Origin of the sequence: Flavobacterium sp. ENC, assembly GCF_020991415.1 — a bacterium.
Classification (GTDB): domain Bacteria; phylum Bacteroidota; class Bacteroidia; order Flavobacteriales; family Flavobacteriaceae; genus Flavobacterium.
This window is the reverse complement of record NZ_JAJMOY010000003.1, coordinates 285,075-307,297: the sequence shown is the minus strand read 5'-3', so window position 1 is coordinate 307,297 and position 22,223 is coordinate 285,075. Positions and strand designations below refer to the sequence as shown.

Annotated in this window: 17 protein-coding genes; 8 read left to right on the top strand and 9 right to left on the bottom strand. The window is 38.0% G+C overall.

Translation table 11 applies throughout. The features are described from left to right. The first annotated feature begins 162 nt into the window (after positions 1-162). The 7 genes from LPB89_RS10105 to LPB89_RS10075 all read left to right on the top strand — a co-directional run bounded on the left by LPB89_RS10105 (position 163) and on the right by LPB89_RS10075 (position 10,595). On the top strand, positions 163-822 hold the full coding sequence (locus LPB89_RS10105) for a response regulator transcription factor (RefSeq protein WP_230701624.1): 660 nt from the start codon (positions 163-165) through the stop codon (positions 820-822). Positions 823-989: 167 nt separating this feature from the next. Beyond that, on the top strand, positions 990-2,468 hold the full coding sequence (locus tag LPB89_RS10100) for a nitrate/nitrite transporter (RefSeq protein ID WP_230701623.1): 1,479 nt from the start codon (positions 990-992) through the stop codon (positions 2,466-2,468). Between the two features lie 87 nt (positions 2,469-2,555). Continuing rightward, positions 2,556-3,812: an alginate export family protein gene (locus LPB89_RS10095; RefSeq protein WP_230701622.1), complete on the top strand. Its 1,257-nt coding sequence runs from the start codon at positions 2,556-2,558 to the stop codon at positions 3,810-3,812. A 137-nt stretch (positions 3,813-3,949) separates the two neighbouring features. After that, positions 3,950-4,318: a hypothetical protein gene (locus LPB89_RS10090; RefSeq protein WP_230701621.1), complete on the top strand. Its 369-nt coding sequence runs from the start codon at positions 3,950-3,952 to the stop codon at positions 4,316-4,318. Positions 4,319-4,550: 232 nt separating this feature from the next. Beyond that, positions 4,551-8,066, top strand: a complete 3,516-nt coding sequence (locus LPB89_RS10085; protein ID WP_230701620.1) for a nitrate reductase — start codon at positions 4,551-4,553, stop codon at positions 8,064-8,066. 130 nt (positions 8,067-8,196) lie between these two features. Further along, entirely contained in the window at positions 8,197-9,627 is a 1,431-nt protein-coding gene (locus tag LPB89_RS10080) for a rubredoxin (protein WP_230701619.1), read from the top strand. Between the two features lie 368 nt (positions 9,628-9,995). Beyond that, on the top strand, positions 9,996-10,595 hold the full coding sequence (locus LPB89_RS10075; RefSeq protein ID WP_230701618.1) for a hypothetical protein: 600 nt from the start codon (positions 9,996-9,998) through the stop codon (positions 10,593-10,595). Between the two features lie 73 nt (positions 10,596-10,668). Here the strand turns inward: LPB89_RS10075 and moaA are convergent, their stop codons facing one another. The 9 genes from moaA to glp all read right to left on the bottom strand — a co-directional run bounded on the left by moaA (position 10,669) and on the right by glp (position 18,161). Then, entirely contained in the window at positions 10,669-11,676 is a 1,008-nt protein-coding gene (gene moaA, locus LPB89_RS10070; protein WP_230701617.1) for a GTP 3',8-cyclase MoaA, read from the bottom strand. Further along, entirely contained in the window at positions 11,663-12,577 is a 915-nt protein-coding gene (gene moaCB / locus LPB89_RS10065) for a bifunctional molybdenum cofactor biosynthesis protein MoaC/MoaB (RefSeq protein ID WP_230701616.1), read from the bottom strand. The genes moaA and moaCB overlap by 14 nt, the downstream gene beginning before the upstream one ends. A 3-nt stretch (positions 12,578-12,580) precedes the next feature. Further along, positions 12,581-13,012 (bottom strand): molybdenum cofactor biosynthesis protein MoaE, encoded by a 432-nt coding sequence (locus LPB89_RS10060; RefSeq protein WP_230701615.1) that lies wholly within the window; start codon positions 13,010-13,012, stop codon positions 12,581-12,583. 235 nt (positions 13,013-13,247) lie between these two features. Next, positions 13,248-14,324 (bottom strand): HesA/MoeB/ThiF family protein, encoded by a 1,077-nt coding sequence (moeB, locus tag LPB89_RS10055; protein ID WP_230701614.1) that lies wholly within the window; start codon positions 14,322-14,324, stop codon positions 13,248-13,250. A gap of 11 nt (positions 14,325-14,335) precedes the next feature. Further along, positions 14,336-14,572 carry a MoaD/ThiS family protein gene (locus LPB89_RS10050; RefSeq protein ID WP_230701613.1) on the bottom strand — a complete coding sequence of 79 codons (237 nt, stop codon included), beginning with the start codon at positions 14,570-14,572 and terminating at the stop codon, positions 14,336-14,338. Continuing rightward, on the bottom strand, positions 14,572-15,363 hold the full coding sequence (cobA, locus tag LPB89_RS10045) for a uroporphyrinogen-III C-methyltransferase (protein WP_230701612.1): 792 nt from the start codon (positions 15,361-15,363) through the stop codon (positions 14,572-14,574). Before cobA ends, LPB89_RS10050 begins: the two co-directional genes overlap by 1 nt. 5 nt (positions 15,364-15,368) lie before the next feature. Continuing rightward, entirely contained in the window at positions 15,369-15,941 is a 573-nt protein-coding gene (locus tag LPB89_RS10040) for a molybdenum cofactor guanylyltransferase (protein WP_230701611.1), read from the bottom strand. Positions 15,942-16,106: 165 nt separating this feature from the next. Beyond that, entirely contained in the window at positions 16,107-16,853 is a 747-nt protein-coding gene (locus LPB89_RS10035; RefSeq protein WP_230701610.1) for a sulfite exporter TauE/SafE family protein, read from the bottom strand. Positions 16,854-16,982: 129 nt separating this feature from the next. Next, the gene (gene glp / locus LPB89_RS10030) at positions 16,983-18,161 is read right to left on the bottom strand and encodes a gephyrin-like molybdotransferase Glp (protein WP_230701609.1); all 1,179 of its coding nucleotides are present in this window, start codon (positions 18,159-18,161) and stop codon (positions 16,983-16,985) included. 935 nt (positions 18,162-19,096) lie between these two features. Between glp and LPB89_RS10025 the strand changes: the two genes are divergently transcribed. After that, the gene (locus tag LPB89_RS10025) at positions 19,097-22,222 is read left to right on the top strand and encodes a TonB-dependent receptor (RefSeq protein WP_230701608.1); all 3,126 of its coding nucleotides are present in this window, start codon (positions 19,097-19,099) and stop codon (positions 22,220-22,222) included. Position 22,223: the final 1 nt, after the last annotated feature.

Below are 22,223 nucleotides of genomic sequence, written 5' to 3'. Positions count from 1 at the left end.
TCCTCCAATAATCCCATTATCAAATTATCCCATTATCAAATTATCTAATTATCAAATTATCTAATCGCCACATTATCAAATTTTCCAATTCAAAAATTACGTATCTTAGCATCTTCTTTAGATGAAAATACGTAAACATTCAGAATCAAAATTAAGTAAAAGATGGGAAATATAATTCGGGTAGTTCTTGCAGATGATCATGTATTTGTACGAGATGGAATAAAATCTTTACTGGAAAACGAAGCAAACATTGAGGTTGTGGGAGAAGCTATTGACGGGGCCGATGCTCTTGAAGTAATAGCAGCTACCCAACCGGATTTACTTATAGTAGATATTCGTATGCCTAACCTGACGGGCATTGAAGTAGTAGAAAAACTTAGAAACAATAATAACAATGTAAAAATTATTATGCTTTCGATGCATGAATCTGAAGAATACGTACTAAAATCCATCAAAGCCGGAGCAGACGGTTATTTACTGAAAGGTTCAAGCAAAGAAGAATTTTTAAAAGCCTTACATACCGTAGCCTTAGGTGGAAAATATTTTAGCGGGGATATTTCGTCTATCCTGATCAATCAGTTGACAAACTCCTCGAACTCCTTAGAACCGAAGCAAACAATAGGTGAAGAAATGATGATTACTAAAAGGGAAAAAGAAATCCTGACACTTTTATTATCCGGAAAGGGGAACAAAGAAATCGCGGAAGCCCTTGACATTAGCAAACGTACCGCCGAAGTGCATCGCTTTAATTTGATGAAAAAGCTGAAAGTGAAGAATTTAATGGAACTTTCGAATAAAGCAACGGAATATTCGCTCCTGTAATTTCTGTTTAAAAGATAAAAATCACCTTTTAAAAATAGTGTTTTAACAAAATACGGAATCAATTTTATGATGTTGGCAAATCTATCAAATTAGATAAAAATACTTAACAATAAATACGTATTAATACTTACATAGTACTTATATTTGATCAAACAAATCTGAGTACTATGAAAAACACAAACCCTTTATCACAATCACACAAGATTCTATTTCTGAATACTTTGGCCTTCACTGTCTGTTTTGCATGCTGGACTCTAAATGGCGTATTGGTTACTTTTTTGGTCGATAACGGTATTTTCCACTGGAGCGTTGTACAGGTAGGATGGCTGCTTGGCATTCCGATTCTGACCGGTTCCATCATGCGGTTGCCCATCGGAATCCTGACCGATAAATATGGCGGGAAATATGTTTTCTCGCTATTGCTACTCCTCTGCTCCATTCCGCTGTTTTTGCTTCCCCTGGCGGATAGTTTTTTTATGTTCGCCTTACTTAGTTTCTTTTTCGGAATGGTTGGCACCAGCTTTGCGGTCGGAATCGGATATACTTCTATCTGGTACCCGAAAGAATGGCAGGGCCGCGCGTTAGGTATTTTCGGAATGGGGAATGCGGGTGCCGCCATAACGACTTTTTTAGCGCCTTCCTTATTAAATCACTTTTCGATAGAAGATCCGCAAAATGGCTGGAAAATACTTCCTGTAATTTATGCTGTTTCACTTCTTGTCATTGGAGTCGCCTTTTTAATTTTCGCCAAAAACAAAAAAATAGAGAACCATACCAAAACAGTTTCCCAAATGCTGCAGTCTTTAAAAAGCGCCCGCGTCTGGCGATTTGGAGCCTACTATTTCTTAGTCTTCGGCTGTTTTGTGGCGTACTCCCAATGGCTGTTGCCCAATTTCATGAATGTGTATCAGACCAGTTTGGTAATGGGCGGTTTGTTTGCAACGTTTTTCAGTTTGCCTTCCGGTGTTATCAGAGCATTCGGAGGTTATTTATCGGATAAATTCGGTGCCCGAAAAGTCATGTACTGGGTTTTAAGTTCTTCTGTTATTTTAAGCGCTTTACTGATGATTCCGAAAATGGAAATTACAACTACAGGGCCCGGCGTTCTGGCAACTAAAAAAGGAACTGTTACCGCTGTTTCCAAAGAGAAAATTAAGATTGGTGAAACTGAATTTGCGGTTGCACAGCAAAATGAAAACGAGGCCGAAAATTCAATTTTCCCAACCAGCAGCTCGTGGCAGCAGGTTGTTGTAGCACAAAATCAAATCGTTAAGAAAAAAGAGCTCCTGGCCAAAGGAATCACCGTCATTAAGTTTGATGCCAATATGTGGGTTTTCCTCGTGCTGGTCATTTTAATCGGAATATCATGGGGAATCGGAAAGGCAGCCGTATACAAACATATCCCCGAATATTTCCCTACGGAAGTCGGCGTTGTGGGCGGTATGGTAGGCATGATTGGGGGTCTCGGTGGTTTCTTCGGTCCCATAATTTTCGGATACTTACTGACTGCCACCGGAATCTGGTCCAGTTCATGGATTTTTATATTAATTTTTTCAGCGATTTGCCTGATCTGGATGCACTATACCATCACTAAAATTATGAATGAAAAACAACCTGTTTTAGCAAAGGTGATTGACAGACAATAAGTACAATAAAAAGTAAAAACTTGTAATTTTTATCCGTAAAAAATCATTTAAACTTCTAAATTTGCCCCGGAATTAAACCAAATACCCATGAAAAAACTAAAATTACTTATTTTATTACTGGCAGGAACAGGCTTCGAAGTTCAGGCTCAGGAATTAGATGTAAACTTACAGATAAGGCCGCGTTTTGAATATAGAAACGGATATAAAACGCTTTTACCTGAAGGACAGGAAGGTACTTCACAAATTTCACAGCGTTCCCGATTAAATTTTAATTATAAACAAGATCAGTTTACGGTAAAACTGACTTTACAAAATACCAGAACCTGGGGAGATGTTGCCACTACTGCAACCGCTGACAAAAACGGCATTGCTGTTTTTGAAGCATGGGCGCAATATGATTTAACAGAAAAATGGAGTGCCAGAATGGGGCGTCAGGTACTTTCCTATGATAATCAGCGTATTTTAGGGGAACAGGATTGGGGACAGCAGGCACAAAGCCATGATGCCTTAACGTTTTCTTTTCATACTGAAAAACAACAACTGGATTTTGGAGGGGCGTATAATTCTGATGCAGAAAATACTTTTCAGACGCCCTATACTGTAGCAAATTATAAAGCCCTGCAATATGCCTGGTACCATGCTAACTTAGATAAATTAGGAGTTAGTTTTCTAGCATTGAATACAGGATATGAATATGCCAATATCGATAAAAAACTACTCGTTGATTACAAACAAACTTTCGGACCCTATTTAACTTATAAAACGGATAAAATAGATGCTAATTTTTGGGTGTACGGACAAACCGGAAAAAGTACAGACCGACAAGTAAGTGCGTGGAATGCCGCTGCAAATTTCGGTTACAATATAACCCAGTCGTTTAAAGCTGGTGTTGGGTATGAATTCTTATCCGGAAAAAATACTACTGACGGAAGCACTGTTATTAAATCTTTTAATCCGATTTTTGGAACGAACCATGGTTTTAATGGTTATATGGATTATTTTTATGTAGGCGGAGGCCATTTAAACAATGTCGGTTTACAGGATGCCTTTTTAAAACTAAATTACAATGTAAACAAATGGCAATTTGCTTTGATGCCGCACGTATTCTTAGCTGCTGCTGACGTAATTACACCTGTAGAAAAACTTGATTCTTACTTAGGAACTGAAATTGACTTTACTGTCGGCTTTAATTTCAAAAAAGAAATCACATTAACAGGAGGATATTCACAAATGTTTGGTTCTAAGACTTTAGAGTACTTAAAAACCGGGGACGCCAGTCATACCAACAATTGGGCATGGTTGATGATTTCTGTAAATCCAAGAATTTTTACCTGGAAAAAATAGTTTTTCTTCAAAATTAACACATCTATTTTACCCTTTTCATATTTTTTGAAAAGGGTATTTTTTTTACCTGCCTAAAAAATTGTTATTTGATTTAATTAGTTATATTTGAAGCGATTATGAACCCCCAATTCTATCCTATGAAACAATTTTTAAAATTTTCCATGCTTACTTTTATTGTAACTCAACCTGGTATTCCTCAAAAATACAATGATGCCTTAATTTCAAAAGGCTCAGAAATAAATTTTGCAAAAACACAAAAACGAGGAATTAAAAAAAACAACATTATTTACTATGTTGAAAATGACTTACAAACCATATCTGCTTACAAAAGCAACAAATTGAAATGGCAGACCAATGTAATTTCTGTTTGTGGAACACCAAAACGTGGAGAACCCCAAATAAGGTATGTAGGCTATAATGATACCAACAAACTTCTTATCGTGATGGGAAAACACAATTTTGCTGAAATTGATATCAATAGCGGAATAACAAAACTTGTTGGTTAAGATTTTCTGTAAATCCTGAATCTTTACTTTTACGAAATAAAATATAAAAATACATCCGGATTATTAAATCTCCTTTGTTAGGACAAAGGAGATTTTTTTTGTCGTAAAATTTAAAAATTAAATTCACAAAATACGTATTTATACGTAAAAATACTTATTTTTGTTTACATCATTATACGTGAATCATCTTAGATAAAGAAATTCATTTACCAGTATTCAAAAACGAGTTCTAATGCAAAATACCAAAATCAAAACTACCTGTTCGTATTGTGGCGTTGGCTGCGGTATTATCGTGACCAACGACGCTAAAAATGGCGTAATGGTCACGGGCGATAAAGAGCATCCTGTCAACAAAGGAATGTTATGTTCGAAAGGAATGAATCTGCATTACGTAGTAAACGATACTTCAGACCGGATTTTATATCCGGAAATGCGCGGCAGCAAATCGTATCCGCTCGAACGCGTAAGCTGGGACACTGCGCTTGACCGAGCTGCGGCAGTTTTTTCGTCGATTATAAAAAAACACGGACCGGACAGCGTTGGTTTTTATATCTCCGGCCAGTGTTTAACCGAAGAATATTACCTGGTCAATAAACTCGTAAAGGGTTTTCTTAAAACCAATAATATCGATACCAACTCGAGGCTCTGCATGAGTTCGGCAGTGGTAGGTTATAAAAAAACCTTTGGAGAAGATTCCGTACCGATTGCCTATGATGATATTGAAATGGCCGATACTTTTCTGATTACAGGTGCCAATCCGGCCTGGTGTCATCCGATTTTGTTCCGAAGAATCGAAAAACACAAAGAGAAAAATCCAAAAATAAAAATCATTGTTATTGATCCGAGACGAACCGATACTGCTGCTTTCGCTGATTTGCATTTGCAGATTATTCCCGGCTCTGACATTATTTTATACCATGCCATTGCCAAGCGCATCATCGAAAAAGGGCATGTCGATCATGACTTTGTAAAAAACAATGCTGAAAATTTCAAAGCCTATAAAGAATTAGTTTTAAGCACTTCTTTGGAAAAAGCCTCCAAACTTTGCGGCATTTCCGTCAGCGATATCAAACTTGCCGCTGACATCATCGGAAAAGCAAAGGGCTTTATCTCGCTCTGGGCCATGGGACTTAATCAGAGCGCTGTCGGGGTAGATAAAAACACGGCACTGCTCAATTTATCGTTATTAACAGGGCAAATAGGAAAACCCGGATCAGGACCATTTTCGCTGACAGGCCAACCCAATGCGATGGGCGGACGCGAAGTAGGCGGCATGGCAACCTTACTGGCCGCACACAAAGACATTGCCAATCCGGAGCATCGCAAAGAAGTTGCTGATTTCTGGGGAGTGGATTCAATTTCAGACCGGCCGGGCTTAACTGCAACAGAAATGTTTGAGGCGCTGGAATCAGGCAAAATGAAAGCCGTCTGGATCATCTGCACCAATCCCTTAGTAAGTTTACCAGATTCACGTCGTATCGAAAAAGCCCTTCAGAACGCCAAATTTGTAGTGGTTCAGGATATTTCACATAAGGCCGATACCGCCAAATTTGCCGATTTGCTGCTTCCGGCTGCTGGCTGGCTGGAAAAAGAAGGAACGATGACCAATTCGGAGCGTCGCATTTCCTATTTGCCAAAAGGAATCAACGCACCGGGCGAAGCACTTCCGGATATTGAAATTTTAATTCGTTTTGCTAAAAAAATGAATTTCCACGGATTCAATTTCAACAGTGCCGAAGAAATCTATAAAGAACACTGCGCTCTTACCAAAAATACCAATATCGATATCTCCTTCCTAAACTACCATCGCTTAAAAACAGAAGGCACTTTTCAATGGCCTGTTCCGGATTACGGACATCCCGGAACGCCACGTCTTTTTACCGATAAAAAGTTTTATACCCCTTCACAAAAAGCAATTTTCAATCTACCAACGGCTATTGAAAATACTTCGGAACAGCCCAATGCGCAATTCCCTTTTATCCTGACCACGGGAAGAGTCCGCGATCAGTGGCATACGATGACCAAAACCGGAAAAGTATCGCGTTTACTGACGCATACGCCGAGTCCGGTATTGGAAATTAATCCGATTGATGCTTTTAAGAACGACATTAAAAATGGGGATATCGTAATGGTATCCAGTAAAAACGGTGAAGTTCGTGTCAAAGCAAAAGTAACCGATTCCATCCGGGAAAAGGTTGTTTTTCTGCCCATGCACTGGGGAAAACAGCTTGAAAATGATCTGAACAGAACCAATAATTTAACCAATACAGTCGTCGATCCGGTTTCTAAGGAACCTGATTTTAAATATACGACTGTAGCAATCAGCAAATATGTAAAACCCTTTCAGAAAATTGCTATTGTGGGTGCCGGAGCTGCATCTTTCCGTTTCATTCAGAACTATCGCGAATTCAATACAACAGATGAAATTATTGTTTTTTCAAATGAAATAAATCCGTTTTACAATCGGGTCCTACTTCCGGAATACATGACCGGAGAATTTTCGTGGGAGCAATTGCTAAAAGTAAAGGATGGCGTTGCACTGCAAAAACTCAACATCACCATGAAAGCCGGTGTTGCGATTGACAAAATAAATTCCGCCGAAAAAACAATTCTGGACAGTTACGGAAACCTGCACGATTTCGATTCCCTTATTCTTGCGACCGGAAGCCGGCCTTTTGTTCCTGAGAATGCACAGTTACATCTTCCGGGACGTTTTACCATAAGAAGAAAGGAAGACGCCGACCGATTAAAAACGTATCTGGACAACACGGGACTGCCGGCTGAAGAACAGCATGTCGTCATTATTGGTGGTGGTTTACTTGGTCTGGAATTAGCGGCGGCCTTAAAGCATAAAAAGGTAAAAATCACTATTATCCAGAGAGCTTCACGATTGATGGAACGCCAGTTAGACCGGATTTCAAGTAAATTACTGGCCGAAGAAGTACAGCTACGTGACATTCAGATTTATTTTGATAATGAAGTAAGCACTGTTTTTGAAACCGATCGTGGCAACGAACTGGAAATTGCATTAAAAAGTGGCAAAATTATAACCGCCAACGCTATTGTTTACACCATCGGAACAATTCCCAATATTGAAATTGCACGCGAAACCGGACTTTCCTGCGGGCGTGGTATAAAAGTAAACCAGTATCTGCAATCTTCAAATCCGGATATTTTTGCGATTGGGGAAATTGCTGAATTCGAAAACAAATTATTCGGAATCACTTCTGCTGCCGAAGAGCAGGCAGATGTTCTGGCCAACTTTCTGGCCGGCGATATCAGCAGTTATTATAAAGGTTCCGTTTTAATGAATATTTTAAAACTGGAAGACATCAATTTATGCAGTATTGGTGCTATTGAAATTCCGGAAAATGATGATTCGTATGAAGAAATAATTTTTACCGATTTAAAGAAACGCTATTACAAAAAATGCATCGTTAAAAATGATTTGCTGGTGGGCGCGATTTTAATGGGAGATAAAAATGAGTTTGCCGAATTCAAAACGATGATTGAAAGTAAAATAGAATTATCCGACAAACGAAATTTACTGCTCAGGGGAAGTTCAACTGCCAAGCCTGTCTTAGGAAAATTAGTGTGTTCCTGCAGTCAGGTCGGAGTCGGAAATATAGAAGAAACCATAAAAAGCGGTGTCACTGATTTTACCGATTTATGTAAAAACACCGGCGCAGGATTAGGCTGCGGAAGCTGTAAAACAGAAGTCAAGGAGATTTTGGCGAAAACTCGTTAGTTTTTAGTCTCAGTCTCAGTTTTCAGTCACAGTATCCCGCGAGAATGAAAACTGCGACCGAGACTGCGACCGAGACCGAGACTGAGACTGAGACTGAGAAGTGAAACAAAAAAAACCTGAAACAAAAAACATGGAACTAACAAGACTAATAGTAAAAGGAGGCGTAATATCCCCGGGAGAATTGAGAGAAGTAGTGCACATGGCTATGGATCAGGGTTTGGAATCCATTTCGTTTGGTTCCAGGCAGGATATTATTTTCCCGAAGGGCATTCAGCCTTTGGAAAAAGAGAAAACAGGGAAACATCATTTTGTATTTCCGGACCAGAAAAGCGGGAATAATATCGTTTCTTCGTATGTTTCTACGGATATTTTCAGAAATACCAGCTGGCTGACGGGAAATCGGTATTTGTATATTTTAGAGCAGTTCAAGGAACAGCCCAAACTTAAAGTCAACATTACAGACCCTAAACAGCAATTGGTGCCCTTGTTCACCGGACATCTTAATTTTATTGCCTCTGAGCATGAAGATTACTGGTATCTGTACATTCGGTTACCCAAATGGGAACGCATGGAAGTCTACCCGGTTTTGATTTATAGTTGGGATATTGCCCGGTTTTATTACGAAATTGAAAGAATCACAGCCGAAGAATCAATTGGTATTGACCTTATTTTTAGTCTGGTCAGCGAAGCTTTAGATACCAACAACAGAACGATTGACCAACCTCTGAATGTTCCGTTTTATCCTTTCCCGTATTATGAAGGAATGAACAGAATGGGAATTGATCAGTATTGGCTGGGCTTGTACTGGCGTAACAATTTATACGATTTGGATTTCCTGAAACAAATGTGCGATTTGTGTTTTGACTGCAAAATCGGGAAAATATGCATTACGCCCTGGAAATCCTTTATTGTAAAAGGAATTCCGAAGGATAGAAAATTAGAATGGGAAAAATTCTTAGGCAAAAAAGGAATCAATGTACGTCATTCGCTGTTAGAACTGAACTGGCATCTCCCTGTGGCAATGGAATGGGCACTGAATCTTAAAACTTTTCTGGTTCGTACGCTCGATCAGTTTGATATCAGCACTTACGGACTGACTTTTGGCTTGTCAGAATACAATCGTGAAGGACATTACTTTACCTCGATTGTGGTCGAAAAAAATGAGTTGCCAAAAGATTTAGCTTCCATTAAAATCAGGGATACCTATAATATATTGTTTGCAAAAAATTTTGATCCCAATACACGTGAATATATAGTGCATTCGCAGGATATTGATAAACTCGAACTGCCGACTATTTTAATCGAATTAAGCCGGAAATATTTCGAAGAACTCGGGACTTCCGTTACCGAGACAACAGAAAATCCACAGAAAAAAGAGCAACCACAACCGGATGTTTATCAATGCCAGGAATGTTTAACGCTTTACAAATCAGAATTCGGAGAAGAAAGCCAGGGAATTCCGAAAGGTGTACTGTTTTCCGATTTACCCGAAACGTACTGCTGCTCCCTTTGCGAAGCCCCTAAAAGTAACTTCAGAATTCTGGAAATTGTCAGGAATTAATACTACACCTATTAAATTCCAATTTTTAAATTCCAAATTCCAAACTTTACTTTTCACAACCCATAACTCACAACTCACAACTCACAACTCATAACAAATAACAAATAACTCATAACCCAAAACTCACAACTCACAACTCAAAATTCACAATTATACAGCAATTTCCTCCATTTTTTCATGTAGAATTGTTAAGAGATTTTACTTTTTATTTTTAGGCAAAAAGTCAAACGATTTAATTTCAAACACTTAAGTTAAAAATTTACCCAAAAACTTAACATTGGAAGACTTGTTTAATGATTATCTTTACTTAACAATCACTTAACAATTTAGTTACATTAGAAATCATTCTTATCTAAAAGGACTTTAACATGGAAAACAACAACGGAGAAATTACTCCTGAAAAAATCGATTCAACAACACCTGAAAATATTCAGCCCGTTGCAGAAGATAAAAAAACTGTAACTACACCGCCTGCAAAAACGCCCGTTCGTAAAGCTGTTCCGGCTAAACCAACAACTGCCGCAGCAACGACCACAACACCAAAAGCAACGACAAAAACAGCCGCAACTACTACACCGAAACCTACAGTTCGAAGAGCTCCGGCAAAAAAAGTTACCGCTCCGGTTTCAACCATAAAACCTGAAGTAATAAAGGACGTTATTGAATCAAAAGAAGAAAAAACTATCGAAACCACTTCAAAAGAAGAAAGTAAGAAAGATAAATCAACAGATAAAAAGAAGAAAAAAGTGAAAGACAAGGACAAGGACAAGGAAAAAAAGAAATTAGCTAAGAAAAAAGATGAGGCTAAAAAAGACAAAAAGAAAGAGAAAGCTAAAAAAGCAAAACTAAAAGCTGCTGCTAAGAAAAAAGATAAAGCGAAAAAAGCGAAGGATAAAGCGAAAGCGAAAAAAATAGCCAAAAAGAAAGCTAAATCTCAGAAAAAAGCAAAAGCGAAAAAGAAAAAATAATGAACAGAAAGGTTTGACTTCTTAAAGTTGAACCTTTTTTTATACCTCTATTTGTTATTTGTGGAAGTTGAAATTATCCTCCAATCGCAATCATGCTGCGGTTATCGAAATGAAGTGAAGGATCATTCATTTCTTCAATAGTCACCATTCCTGCTCTTACTTTCTTTTTATTCCGGATCGATTCCGAGATCAGGCTGGTGATCAATTCACCATTTCGTAAAGGCGTCAGTAAATCCGTTTCTGAATTCGAAAAAAGACAGTTCTTAATTTTTCCGTTTGCCGTAAGACGAATTCTGTTGCAGCCATCACAAAACGGATTGGTAATAGAGCTTATGATTCCGAAATCACCCTGAAAATCTTTTATTTTAAAGGTTCTGGCCGTAAAGTTTTTTTCATCTTCCAGCTTCTGGATTTCTTCTGAAGAAAAGACTTTCGCCACTTCTGACAGAATTTCGCTTTGGGAAACCATTTTACTGCTGTCCCACTCGTTTCCGGCAAAAGGCATAAACTCAATAAAACGAACCGATAGCGGCAAAAACTTTGTTAACCGGACAAAATCGCCAATTTCATTTTCATTAAAATCTTTCATCAAAACGACATTTACTTTTACTTTAAAATCATTATTCAGCAGCAAATGCAGATTGTCAATTACCTTCTCAAACTGATTTCGAAGTGTTACAGTATGAAATTTAGACGAAACCAGCGTATCCAGGCTCAGATTGATGTTTCTGACTTTAAATTCCTTTAAAACAGCTATATGCCGATCGATTAAGATTCCGTTTGTGGTAATGGAAAGTGCAGTTCCTAACGTGGCTAATTTGGAAATAATTTCCGGGAAATCTTTTCGCAAAAGCGGCTCTCCTCCTGTTAACCTTATTTTGTCCACACCATTTTCGACGAAGATTTTGGCAATGGAGAAAATCTCATCGGCAGTCATTAAACTTGCTTTGGGAGATAAGGCAATTCCGTCAGCAGGCATGCAATATGTACAACGCAGATTGCATTTCTCCAGGAGCGAAATACGCAAATAATTGTGTTTTCGCCCAAAATCATCCGTTAAAATCGTGTTAGAGGGAATCATGATTTTTACCTTTTAAAATATGAAAAACATGCAGCAAATGCGGAAAAACAGCATCCATGGATTCTCTTGCGCCATTGGTGGAACCCGGTAAGGCCAAAACGACACTTTTACCTAAGGTTCCTGCCACTGTTCTTGACAACATCGCATACGGGGTGCGCTGCTGTCCATAATTACGAATGGCTTCTTCGATACCCGGAATTCTGCTCTCCAATAACGGAGACAAAGCTTCCGGTGTCACATCCCGCGGAGACAAACCTGTTCCGCCTGTAAAAATAACGAGCTGGTGCTCTTTGGTGAACGCTTTAACCTTTTCCTGAATAACATCAATTTCATCCGGAATGATTTCATAATGTCCGGTTTCTACTCCGTAGGAAGTTAGTTTTTCGACTATGATTTTTCCGGAACGATCTTCTTTATCACCTGCAAAAACGGAATCGGAACAAACAAAAACGGCTGCTCTAATTATGCTTGGAAATTTATTTTTAAAAGACGATTTCCCGCCTTCCTTCTGAACTAATCTGATGCTCGAAATTTCGATTTCCTTGTCGATTGGCTTTAGCATATCGTACATCGTAAGTGCCACGATAGAGGCACCGTGCATGGCTTCAACCTCTACTCCGGTTTTGTAAACGGTTTTGACATCGAAAATAATCTGAATGCTTAATTCCTCGATTTTATAAGCAACAGACGTAAATTCGATTGGAATCGGATGGCAATCCGGAATGGACAAATGCGTGTTTTTTACCGCAAACAAACCGGCCGTTTTGGCCATTTCCAAGACATTCCCTTTCGGAACCAGGTTATTTACTACGGCATCAATCGTTTCCTGTTTGCTTACTTTTACAATTGCAGTTGCAGTTGCAGCACGTAATGTATTTATTTTATGTGTAATATCTACCATTTCTTAGGTATTTTGCTTCCAGGTGAAAGCACCGTTTTCAAAAATTTCCTTACCAAAAATCGGCACATCTGTTTTTATCCAGTTGACGACAGCTTCTGTAGCTTCATAAACCTGTTTGCGCCTTGTAGCCGAAACGAATACAAACAAACAGATTTCTCCGGCTTTTACGATACCTAAACTGTGATAAATATGCATACAGGTCAAATCGAATTTAGCGAAAGCTTTCTCCCGAATGGTATGTAAGGCTTCGTTTGCCATATCTGTATACGCCGAGTAATCGATAGCTGCAACGGTATTCTCGTGAATCACATCTGCGCGAACCTGTCCCAGAAAAATATTGTGCGCCCCGATCGTGTGTTTCGACTGGTGTTTGGCGATCGATTCTGCAATAAATTCAGGAGAAATGGGTCCTTCTATAAATACATTTTTACTCATTGTTTATTTTTTTTTGCCACGAATGGCACGAATTATCACTAATTATTTCTATTCAATAACGCAAAATCTAATTATTTTAATTGTGCCCTTTTATTTTGTTGCCACAGATTGGCTTGATTTGATTGTTTTTTTTGCCACGAATTACATTGATTAGATTGATTTTTTTTTTGCCACAAATTACACGAATTCGCACTAATTCTTTTTGTTACCAATGCATTTTAATTCTCAATTGTTTTTATGTTAAGGCTTTTTCTTTTTTTAATAATTGATTTAAAACTACAGCTCCTCCTTTGATACTTTGTACTTTTTTGAAGTTATTTTTCAGGAGGATTTCCAATGCCATTTTACTTCTTATTCCGGACTGGCAGAAAATATAAATGGTTTTATCCCGGTCTAAATTTTGAATCTCCTTTTCTAATTCGATCAGGGGAATCTGAATACTGTTTTTCAGTCTTATTTCCGGAAGTTCATTCGGGTTTCGAACGTCTAAAAAAAGTACATCTTCAAGATCAATCTGGTTTAAAATCCTTTCGGCTTCAATTTCATTATTGTCTTCTTCAATTTTATATTTTTCTTCAAAAGCTATGCTGTCGATCCTGAAATCATTGTTTTTTTCGAAGCCATACTTTTGCTGTTCGTTATTCAAAATATTATACACCAGCAATTTACCACTCAACACTTCTCCTGTTCCCAGAATCATTTTTAGGACTTCACCGGCTTGTAACAGACCGATAATCCCAACTGAAATTCCGATTACTCCCGCGTCATTGCAATTTGCCGACAGGCTGTTTTCCTCCGGAAAGAGACATCTGTAAGTGGGTCCGTTTTGATAATTGAAAACAGAAATCTGTCCTTCAAATCTAAAAACAGAACCATACACCATTGGTTTATTGGTCAGCAGACACGCATCGTTGATCAGGTATTTTATCGCCAGGCTATCTGTTGCATCGACTATAATATCATAATTTTCAAATAACGAAATGGCATTGTATGCTGCTAATCTTTCTGCAATCGAATTGACTTTCACTAATGGATTTAGTGCTTCTAACATCAATTTGGCTTCATCCGCTTTATATTTTCCTACTGCAGCTGTGGTATAAATGACCTGTCTTTGCAGGTTTGAGATTTCAATCACATCATGATCTGCAATGCCAATTTCACCCACTCCGGCTGCAGCCAGATACGGAAGAACAGCCGCTCCCAAACCCCCTGCACCAATGACTAAAACTTTGGCTTTGGCTAGTTTCTCCTGCCCTTTTTCTCCAATTTCAGGGAGAATAATTTGTCTGTTATAACGCATCGGTGCATTCATACTATTCTTTTTTAACCTCCGGCAAAGGGTGGCAATAAGGCAACAATATCACTTGTCTGTAATTGATAAGCGGCTTGTTTTGGAATTATTTTCTGATTAACTGCAACGCTGAAAGCCATGGAATCCAATTGGTACTTCTCTTCTAAATCCTGCAATAAATCCTGCAGTGAAATATTCGAAGAAGGTACTTTCTCGAAAGCGCATTTCGTCTTTTCGGCAACAGCTCCAAAATATTTAATCTCGATCATTACTTTAAATTTAAATTTTGAAAAATAAATTCATCTTCAAAATGTTCCTGAAAATAGGATGTCAGTTTGGAGTTGTTTTTCACTACCTCCCCGATCACAATAATGGCCGGAGATGAAATATTCTTTTCGGATACTAATTTAGCAATTGAACTCATGGTTCCCACTACTTTCTGCTCGGAATTTTTTGTTCCGTTTTGAATAATGGCAATAGGTAAATCATCTGTGCGGTTTTCTTTATAAATCGAAATAATCTGATCTAACTTATGCATGCCCATCAAAATTACAACTGTAGCGGCTGATTTTGAGGCTAAATGTACATCTTTCGACAATTCATGATTGGAAGTTGTACCTGTAATTACCCAAAAACTTTCGGCTATCTGACGCTGTGTCAAACTTATTCCAACCGAAGCAGGAACACCTAAAGCGGATGAAATTCCCGGAACAACTGCTGTTTCCAGTCCAAATTTTTCTGCATATTCTATTTCTTCACTTCCTCTTCCGAAAACAAAGGGATCTCCACCCTTTAAACGCACTACATGTCCGTGACTGTTGGCCATCGAAACAATCAATTCATTAATCTGATCCTGCGTATAGGCATGACAACCTAAACGTTTCCCAACAAAAATAATTTCGGCCTGCTCGGCGTACTGCAATAATTCTTCATTGACCAGGGCATCGTACAGAACTACATCGGCAGATTTTAGCGCCTTGATTGCTTTAAGTGTAATCAGTTCAACATCGCCGGGACCTGCGCCTACAACTGTTAATTTGGGTGTTTTCAGGTTTTTCATACTGCTTAAATTAGATTGGTATCGAGATCGTTTAATTCATCAATCGAATTAATATTGCTTAAGTGAAAATTTTCATTTTCGGCTATATTGATAATCTGATGGGGAATTTTAGCTATTAAATCCATCATTTTCAGTTCATCTGCTTCTATGGCTTCTTTTATGACGGGAAGCACTTTTTTAGAATAAATTCCGATTAACGGATGCACCTTACTTTCCGAAGCAAAAACGGTAACGCCTGCTTCGTTATTATGTTTTGAAATTAATTCAGTCAATAATCCGGTTGAAATTAACGGAATATCACAGCTTAAGATCAAATTAAACTCGGTTTCAGAAGCTGTCAATGCAGTGTAAATACCGCCCAGCGGCCCTTTATCCGAAATAATATCCGGTATTTTCTGATAGGGCAGGTAATCGTATTCTTTGGTTGCCGTAATCAGTTTTATTTGGTCTGTGATGGGTAAAATCGCCTGAATAATATGTTCAATGAAAGGTTTCTTTTGAAACAAAACCAAGCCTTTCTCGGACTGCATTCTGGTGCTTTTACCTCCACAAAGAATAAATACTGTTAGCGTTTCCATGATTTTTTTATTTCAGGGGTTTACCAATCCTGCTTGTTTTTCTATATTCAGATTTTTTTCTTACTTATTTTTTTGGACTCTTATTTTTCTCTCGCAGATTTGGCAGATTTGGCAGATTTTTTTTTATTAATATTTTTATCTGTGGCTTATATCTTAAACCATTTTTTAAGGAAAAATCAATTTAACGCTTGCCATTAATATTACGGTTCCCAACACAAATTTTAATGTTTTATTGGAGAAATAGCCGCTTCCGTAAAATCCGCCTAAAACACCTCCGATAACTGCAATTGGAACCAGGTAAAAACTTTCCGCTGGAATTGTTTTTCCTCCCAGAAAGAATCCCAGTAACCCTGCAAATGAATTCACAAATATGAATAAACCCGAAATTGCTGCCGATTCTTTGATATTTGCCCATCCCAAAAACAATAAAATCGGACTCAGGATAATTCCGCCGCCAATCCCTAACATTCCGGATAATAATCCGATTGCAAATCCAATAATCAATGCAAAAGGAATATTTATAGGAACTGCTTCTTTTTCTTTAAAATTAAATATGCCGAATAACCTCAGCGCTGCAAAAACCAATACAATTCCGAGAATAATTTTATAAGCCGCATTGTCCAGCGTTACAAAACCACCCAAAAATGCAGCCGGTATCGACGCAATTGCAAAAGGGTAAAACAGCTTAGGCCGGAAATAATTCATTCGATAATAAAAGAAAAATGAAATACTCGAAACAAATAGATTCAGCAGTAAAGCTGACGGTTTCATTATCACAACCGGAAACGCAAAAATCGTCATCAAAGCCAAATATCCCGACGCTCCGCCATGCCCCACACTGGAATACAGGAAAGCAATCACGATTAAAGCAAAGCCAAACAGGACCATATTTTCGGAACTAAGGAGATTCATAGGTTTGTTTTGTTGTTTTAGGTTTAATTTTGTTTCAGGTTTCAGGTTTCAGGTTTCAAGTTTCAGGTTTCAAGTTATCTGCCTATTTACATACTACAATCTATAATCTATATTCTTTACTCTTTCTCACTAAAATCCCCCAATCGGCAACAAAGTCACCAATTCGTCTTTTTTGAGCATTTCCGCATCATTCGGAACAATCAGTAAGCTGTTGGCAATGGCGAAAGAATTTAGCATTGCGGAGCTTTGTCCTCCCAGAACCTCAACGTGGGTTTCATCATAGACAGCTTTCAGAAACAAGGTTTTCCCGGTTGTGTTAGGAATATCTGCATTTAATTTTCGAATCAATTTTGGAAGGTGAATTTCTGAGAAACCCATCTTATTTCTTATGGCCGGATATACATAAACATAAAAATTAGTGAGTGAAGAAGCCGGATTTCCGGGCAGTGCAAACACTAATGTATCTTTTCGCTTTCCAAAAAACATAGGTTTTCCGGGTTTCTGATTGATTTTATAAAACAGTTCTTCCACTTCATTCGCTATTAGGGCCTCTTTTACAAAATCATAATCGCCGACTGAAATTCCGCCGGAAATTAAAACGATGTCATATTGGGGCAGGATCTCTTTTAATACTTTTTTAGTGGCTTTCGGTTTGTCTTTTACCGTATAAACTTTTGTTTTTTTAATTCCGATGGTCTGAAGTGCCGCCTGAAGCATTACCGAATTACTTTCGAATATTTTTCCTTTTGGTAATTTCTTTCCGGGTTTTACCAGTTCGTTCCCGGTGACCAAAATGGCAACTTTTGGTTTTTTATATACGCTTATTTCTGTAATTCCCAAACAAGTTAAAAATCCAATTGCAGCAGGTGTAATCAGAGTATTTGCTTCAAAAACAATATCATCCTTCTGAATCTGCTCTCCTTTGCTGCGTACGTTGGCAAATTGTTCCGGCATATTGGTAATCAGAATCGATTTTTCGTTGGCCATCACATGCTCCTGCATCACTACTGTATCGGCATCGTCCGGTACAAAAGCGCCTGTAAAAATACGGACGGCTTCGTTGAATTCAAGTTTTGTATTCGAATAATCTCCGGCTTGTGACGTTCTTATTACATCATACTGATGTCGTATACTGTGCGTAAAAGCATAGCCGTCCATGGCAGACTGGCGAAAAGGCGGCATAGCAATGGGAGAATGCACTGTTTTTGCCAAAATATATCCTAACGCTTTACCCACCGGGATTTTCTGCGTTGGCATTTTTGAACTGTTTTCTGCTACGATTGTTAAAGCCTGACTAACTTGTATCATGTTTTAATATATAAACTAAGTATAAATACTTATCACAAATATAAGTATTTAATTATAGGATGAGTAAAAAGATTTATTTTATTTTAATGTCTATAAAATTAGTCTAATTTCTTCAAAATCAACTTTAAAACCAGCGTAGTTTTGCGTAAAAAATCATCAGGCCAACGCCAAAATGATCTTTCTCTGACGTTTTTCTACTTTTTCTATATGTTATCCTGAAATTAAAAAGAGGAAAAATAAGTATAAAATACTACAATTAAATGTTTTTAAAAAAATAATTTTAATAGTGATACGATTGCAATACAAAAATTTAAATTATTGATTTACAGTTATTTAAAATAAAAATTAGCCATTTAGCTCCTTTTATTTCTACTCTGAAAAAAAATAATTAAACTTTTTTTTGGATTTTATTATATTAAAATTAACTTTGTCTATAGGATTAGTAGAGTTTATAAATAATATTAGAAACCAAAAAACTATATTTTGAAAACAACCGAAAGCATATCGTACTACATTTTACCTAAAAAATATACATATAACACATTTTGTTATATGTGCTTCTGTTGCTAATCCTCTCAGCCTTATTCGGTCTGTGGATTAATTCCTAACCACAAAATCAATCTGATTCAAAGACGAATATTCCAAAATAACCACAATACAATTTTATTGAAATTACAAAAGTCTGTTGAATGCATTGATTTGTATTGAGCTGGCCTTGAAACAATACCTATAAATCCAAAAAAGAATTAATAACTAAACAAAACTAAAATGAAAAAAATGCAAAGCTGTTGCTGTAAATAAAAAAAGCCATTTCTGCGGCAACAGAAATGGCGAGGCTTAAAGAAAATTTATCGTGAAATAAAGAAAACAAGGAAGAGAGTTGAAAAATCAACTTTCAAGGCTCCTTGTTAATTACTCAAAACCATTACAAAGAAATGAAAAAAATATTAAAGATATACTCATTGCTTTTTCTCTTGCTTTCTTCGGCAGGAATTAGTGCCCAGAACACCACACCACTTATACAATCAAAGCTTGACGGAACCGTTGTCGATGACATTACAAATCAGCCTGTTATCGGAGCTTCCATTACGATTAAAGGTACAACTCACGGGGTTGTAACAGATGCAGAAGGAAAATTTTATTTTCAAACCGGTCAAAAACTTCCTTATACTTTAATCGTCAGTTATATCGGATACAAAAAACTGGAAATCATAGTAGATAAAAATCCGGTTACGATTAGTTTAAAAGAAGAACGACAGGAACTGGATGAATTAGTCGTTGTCGGGTACGGAACTCAGAAAAGAAAAGACATTACAGGTTCTGTAGCTTCTGTTCCAAAAGCCAATTTATCTCAGGTAACCTCATCGGCAGATAACTTATTAAGGGGTGCTGTTGCCGGGGTTGTAGTTACACAAAGTTCAGGTCGTCCCGGCGCTTCATCCAGCGTTCGTATTCGTGGAGGAAACTCGATTACAGCAGGTAATGAACCTCTATATGTTGTAGACGGGATTTTAATTTATAATGACAATAATAACGGTTCAGCAGGAGTTTCTTTTGCCGGAGCCAGTATCAATGTCTTGTCAACTATAAATCCTGCTGATATTGAATCTATAGAGGTTTTAAAAGATGCTTCTGCCACTGCCATTTACGGATCGCGCGGCTCAAATGGTGTCGTAATTATTACCACCAAAAAAGGCACAAAAGGTCAGGATAATATTTCCTATCAGGGTTATTTTGGATTCCAGGATGTTTCAAAGAAACTGCACTTAATGAACGCCGGTCAGTGGGCCAGTTTACGAAATGATGTTCAGGCCAGTATCGGCCAGGCTCCTTCTTTTACGGCTGCACAAATCGAAGATTTCAGAAATTCAGGAGGATACGACTGGCAGTCTGCCGCTTTTAGGTCCTCGGCTCCCGTACAAAATCATCAGCTGTCTTTTTCAGGCGGTGACGAGAGATCCCGTTATGCTATTTCTGCCGGTTATTTTGATCAGGAAGGAACCGTTCTTGGATCTGATTTTAAAAGAATCTCACTTCGTATTAACTACGAAAAAAATTACTCCCAGAATTTTAAATTTGGTGTGAATGCCAATTACAGTAATTCCATCGCAAATGGCGTTGGAACCAACGGAAGTGGCGGAAGAACGCCAAACCCTTTAGTGAGCGCCGTATTAACTGCTCCGGTTGTTCCGATTAAAAATGCTGACGGAAGTTATAATGTGACGAATAATATTTACGCAACTTCAGTAAACGGTTTCGTTCCGAATCCTATTAATGACCTGGAAAATACGATTAACGAGACCAAAATCAACCGAATTTTAACCAGTTTGTTCGGGGAATATAAAATCACTAAAAAACTGACTGCCAAAGTTGCCGTAAGCGGTGACGTTATTAATACGAAACAAAACTATTACGCACCTGCCAATACTACAAACGGTGCAGGAACAAAAGGTTTGGCTTCAATTGGAGACAGACTGGTAAGTTCTGTACTGAACGAGAATACCCTGAATTATAATACTACATTCGGCGAAAACCATAAATTTTCAGTTTTGGGAGGCTACACGCTTCAATATACGCAGGGAGAAACGGTAACTGCCGGAGCAAATACTTTTGTAAATGATTCCAATACTTTTAATGCAATCCAGGATGGTGTGGCTGTAAAACCGTATAGCGATGCCTTCGAAAGTGTCCTGAAATCATGGCTTGCGAGAGTAAATTACTCCTACAGGGGGAAATATAATTTTACGCTTTCCGGACGTGCGGACGGTTCGTCAAGATTTGGTTCTGAATCGCTTTGGGGTTATTTCCCGTCTGCCGGTTTCTCATGGAATATTACCGATGAAGAATTCGCTAATAACATCAAAGGCGTAACCGAAGCCAAACTTAGGCTTACAGCGGGAACAACCGGAAACCAGGAAATTGGAAATTACCTTTCGCTAGCGTCAATGGGTTCTGTAAATTATTCTTTTGGCGGTACTTTATATACAGGATTAGCTCCTACCCGTCTGGCAAATCCGGATTTGAAATGGGAGAAAACAACGCAGTATAATGCTGGTTTAGATTTATCCTTATTAGACCGAAAAGTAAATTTTGTTTTTGACGTCTATTACAAAAAAACAAACGATTTGTTAATTAGCGTTCCGGTACCCTTAACTTCCGGATATGCAAGTGTACTTCAAAACATTGGAGGTGTTGAAAATAAAGGTATTGAAATTGGCTTAACAACTGAAAACTTAAAAACAGAACATTTCTCCTGGAATTCCAACATTGTATTTTCTGCCAACAGAAACAAAGTAGTGTCAATTGGAAACGGAGTCAATCAGTTTTTCCCGGTCGTACCGAATGGTTCTTTATTGCAACAACAGCCTGTAACCGTAAAAGTTGGTTTGCCTTTGGGAACTTTCTGGGGATACAAAACAAATGGTATTTTCCAGACTCAGGAAGAAGTAAATACACAGCCGAAAATCAACAGCTTAGCCAATACAAAAGTGGGAGACCGAAAGTATGTGGATACCAATGGCGACGGAGTTATTACAGCGCTTGACAAAGGTAATCTCGGTACTTCCCAGCCAAAATTTGTGGCAAGTTTCAGCAACACGGTTTCGTATCACGATTTCGATTTGAATTTCTCTTTCCAGGGATCTTACGGCGCAAAAATATTCAATGCTTTAAACCAGCAGTTAGAAATTTCAACGCTGGGAACCAACGCCAATGTTACTTTAGAAGACCGTTGGACCCCAGCAAATCCAAGCAATGAAATTCCGAGAGCGTCCAGTTCTCCGCTGGGAATCGTTTCTGAGCGTTATGTAGAAGACGCTTCTTTCGTACGATTAAAATTAGTTACTCTGGGGTATACCTTACCAAAGAGTGTTTCGAAAAGACTGGGAGCCACCAGTGTGAAATTTTATGTTTCCGCAGAGAATCTGGTGACTTGGACAAAATATACCGGATATGATCCGGAGGTAAGTTCCTACGAACAAAATAACTTATATCCGGGAATTGACTTTGGTTCGTATCCAAACTCCAGAACATTCATCTCAGGCCTGAACGTAACTTTCTAAG

What these genes read in the sequence shown, in the direction of transcription:
- LPB89_RS10105 (WP_230701624.1), top strand. Translation starts at nt 163, where the DNA reads ATGGGAAATATAATTCGGGTAGTTCTTGCAGATGATCATGTATTTGTA.
- LPB89_RS10100 (WP_230701623.1), top strand. Translation starts at nt 990, where the DNA reads ATGAAAAACACAAACCCTTTATCACAATCACACAAGATTCTATTTCTG.
- LPB89_RS10095 (WP_230701622.1), top strand. Translation starts at nt 2,556, where the DNA reads ATGAAAAAACTAAAATTACTTATTTTATTACTGGCAGGAACAGGCTTC.
- LPB89_RS10090 (WP_230701621.1), top strand. Translation starts at nt 3,950, where the DNA reads ATGAAACAATTTTTAAAATTTTCCATGCTTACTTTTATTGTAACTCAA.
- LPB89_RS10085 (WP_230701620.1), top strand. Translation starts at nt 4,551, where the DNA reads ATGCAAAATACCAAAATCAAAACTACCTGTTCGTATTGTGGCGTTGGC.
- LPB89_RS10080 (WP_230701619.1), top strand. Translation starts at nt 8,197, where the DNA reads ATGGAACTAACAAGACTAATAGTAAAAGGAGGCGTAATATCCCCGGGA.
- LPB89_RS10075 (WP_230701618.1), top strand. Translation starts at nt 9,996, where the DNA reads ATGGAAAACAACAACGGAGAAATTACTCCTGAAAAAATCGATTCAACA.
- moaA (WP_230701617.1), bottom strand. Translation starts at nt 11,676, where the DNA reads ATGATTCCCTCTAACACGATTTTAACGGATGATTTTGGGCGAAAACAC.
- moaCB (WP_230701616.1), bottom strand. Translation starts at nt 12,577, where the DNA reads ATGGTAGATATTACACATAAAATAAATACATTACGTGCTGCAACTGCA.
- LPB89_RS10060 (WP_230701615.1), bottom strand. Translation starts at nt 13,012, where the DNA reads ATGAGTAAAAATGTATTTATAGAAGGACCCATTTCTCCTGAATTTATT.
- moeB (WP_230701614.1), bottom strand. Translation starts at nt 14,324, where the DNA reads ATGAATGCACCGATGCGTTATAACAGACAAATTATTCTCCCTGAAATT.
- LPB89_RS10050 (WP_230701613.1), bottom strand. Translation starts at nt 14,572, where the DNA reads ATGATCGAGATTAAATATTTTGGAGCTGTTGCCGAAAAGACGAAATGC.
- cobA (WP_230701612.1), bottom strand. Translation starts at nt 15,363, where the DNA reads ATGAAAAACCTGAAAACACCCAAATTAACAGTTGTAGGCGCAGGTCCC.
- LPB89_RS10040 (WP_230701611.1), bottom strand. Translation starts at nt 15,941, where the DNA reads ATGGAAACGCTAACAGTATTTATTCTTTGTGGAGGTAAAAGCACCAGA.
- LPB89_RS10035 (WP_230701610.1), bottom strand. Translation starts at nt 16,853, where the DNA reads ATGAATCTCCTTAGTTCCGAAAATATGGTCCTGTTTGGCTTTGCTTTA.
- glp (WP_230701609.1), bottom strand. Translation starts at nt 18,161, where the DNA reads ATGATACAAGTTAGTCAGGCTTTAACAATCGTAGCAGAAAACAGTTCA.
- LPB89_RS10025 (WP_230701608.1), top strand. Translation starts at nt 19,097, where the DNA reads ATGAAAAAAATATTAAAGATATACTCATTGCTTTTTCTCTTGCTTTCT.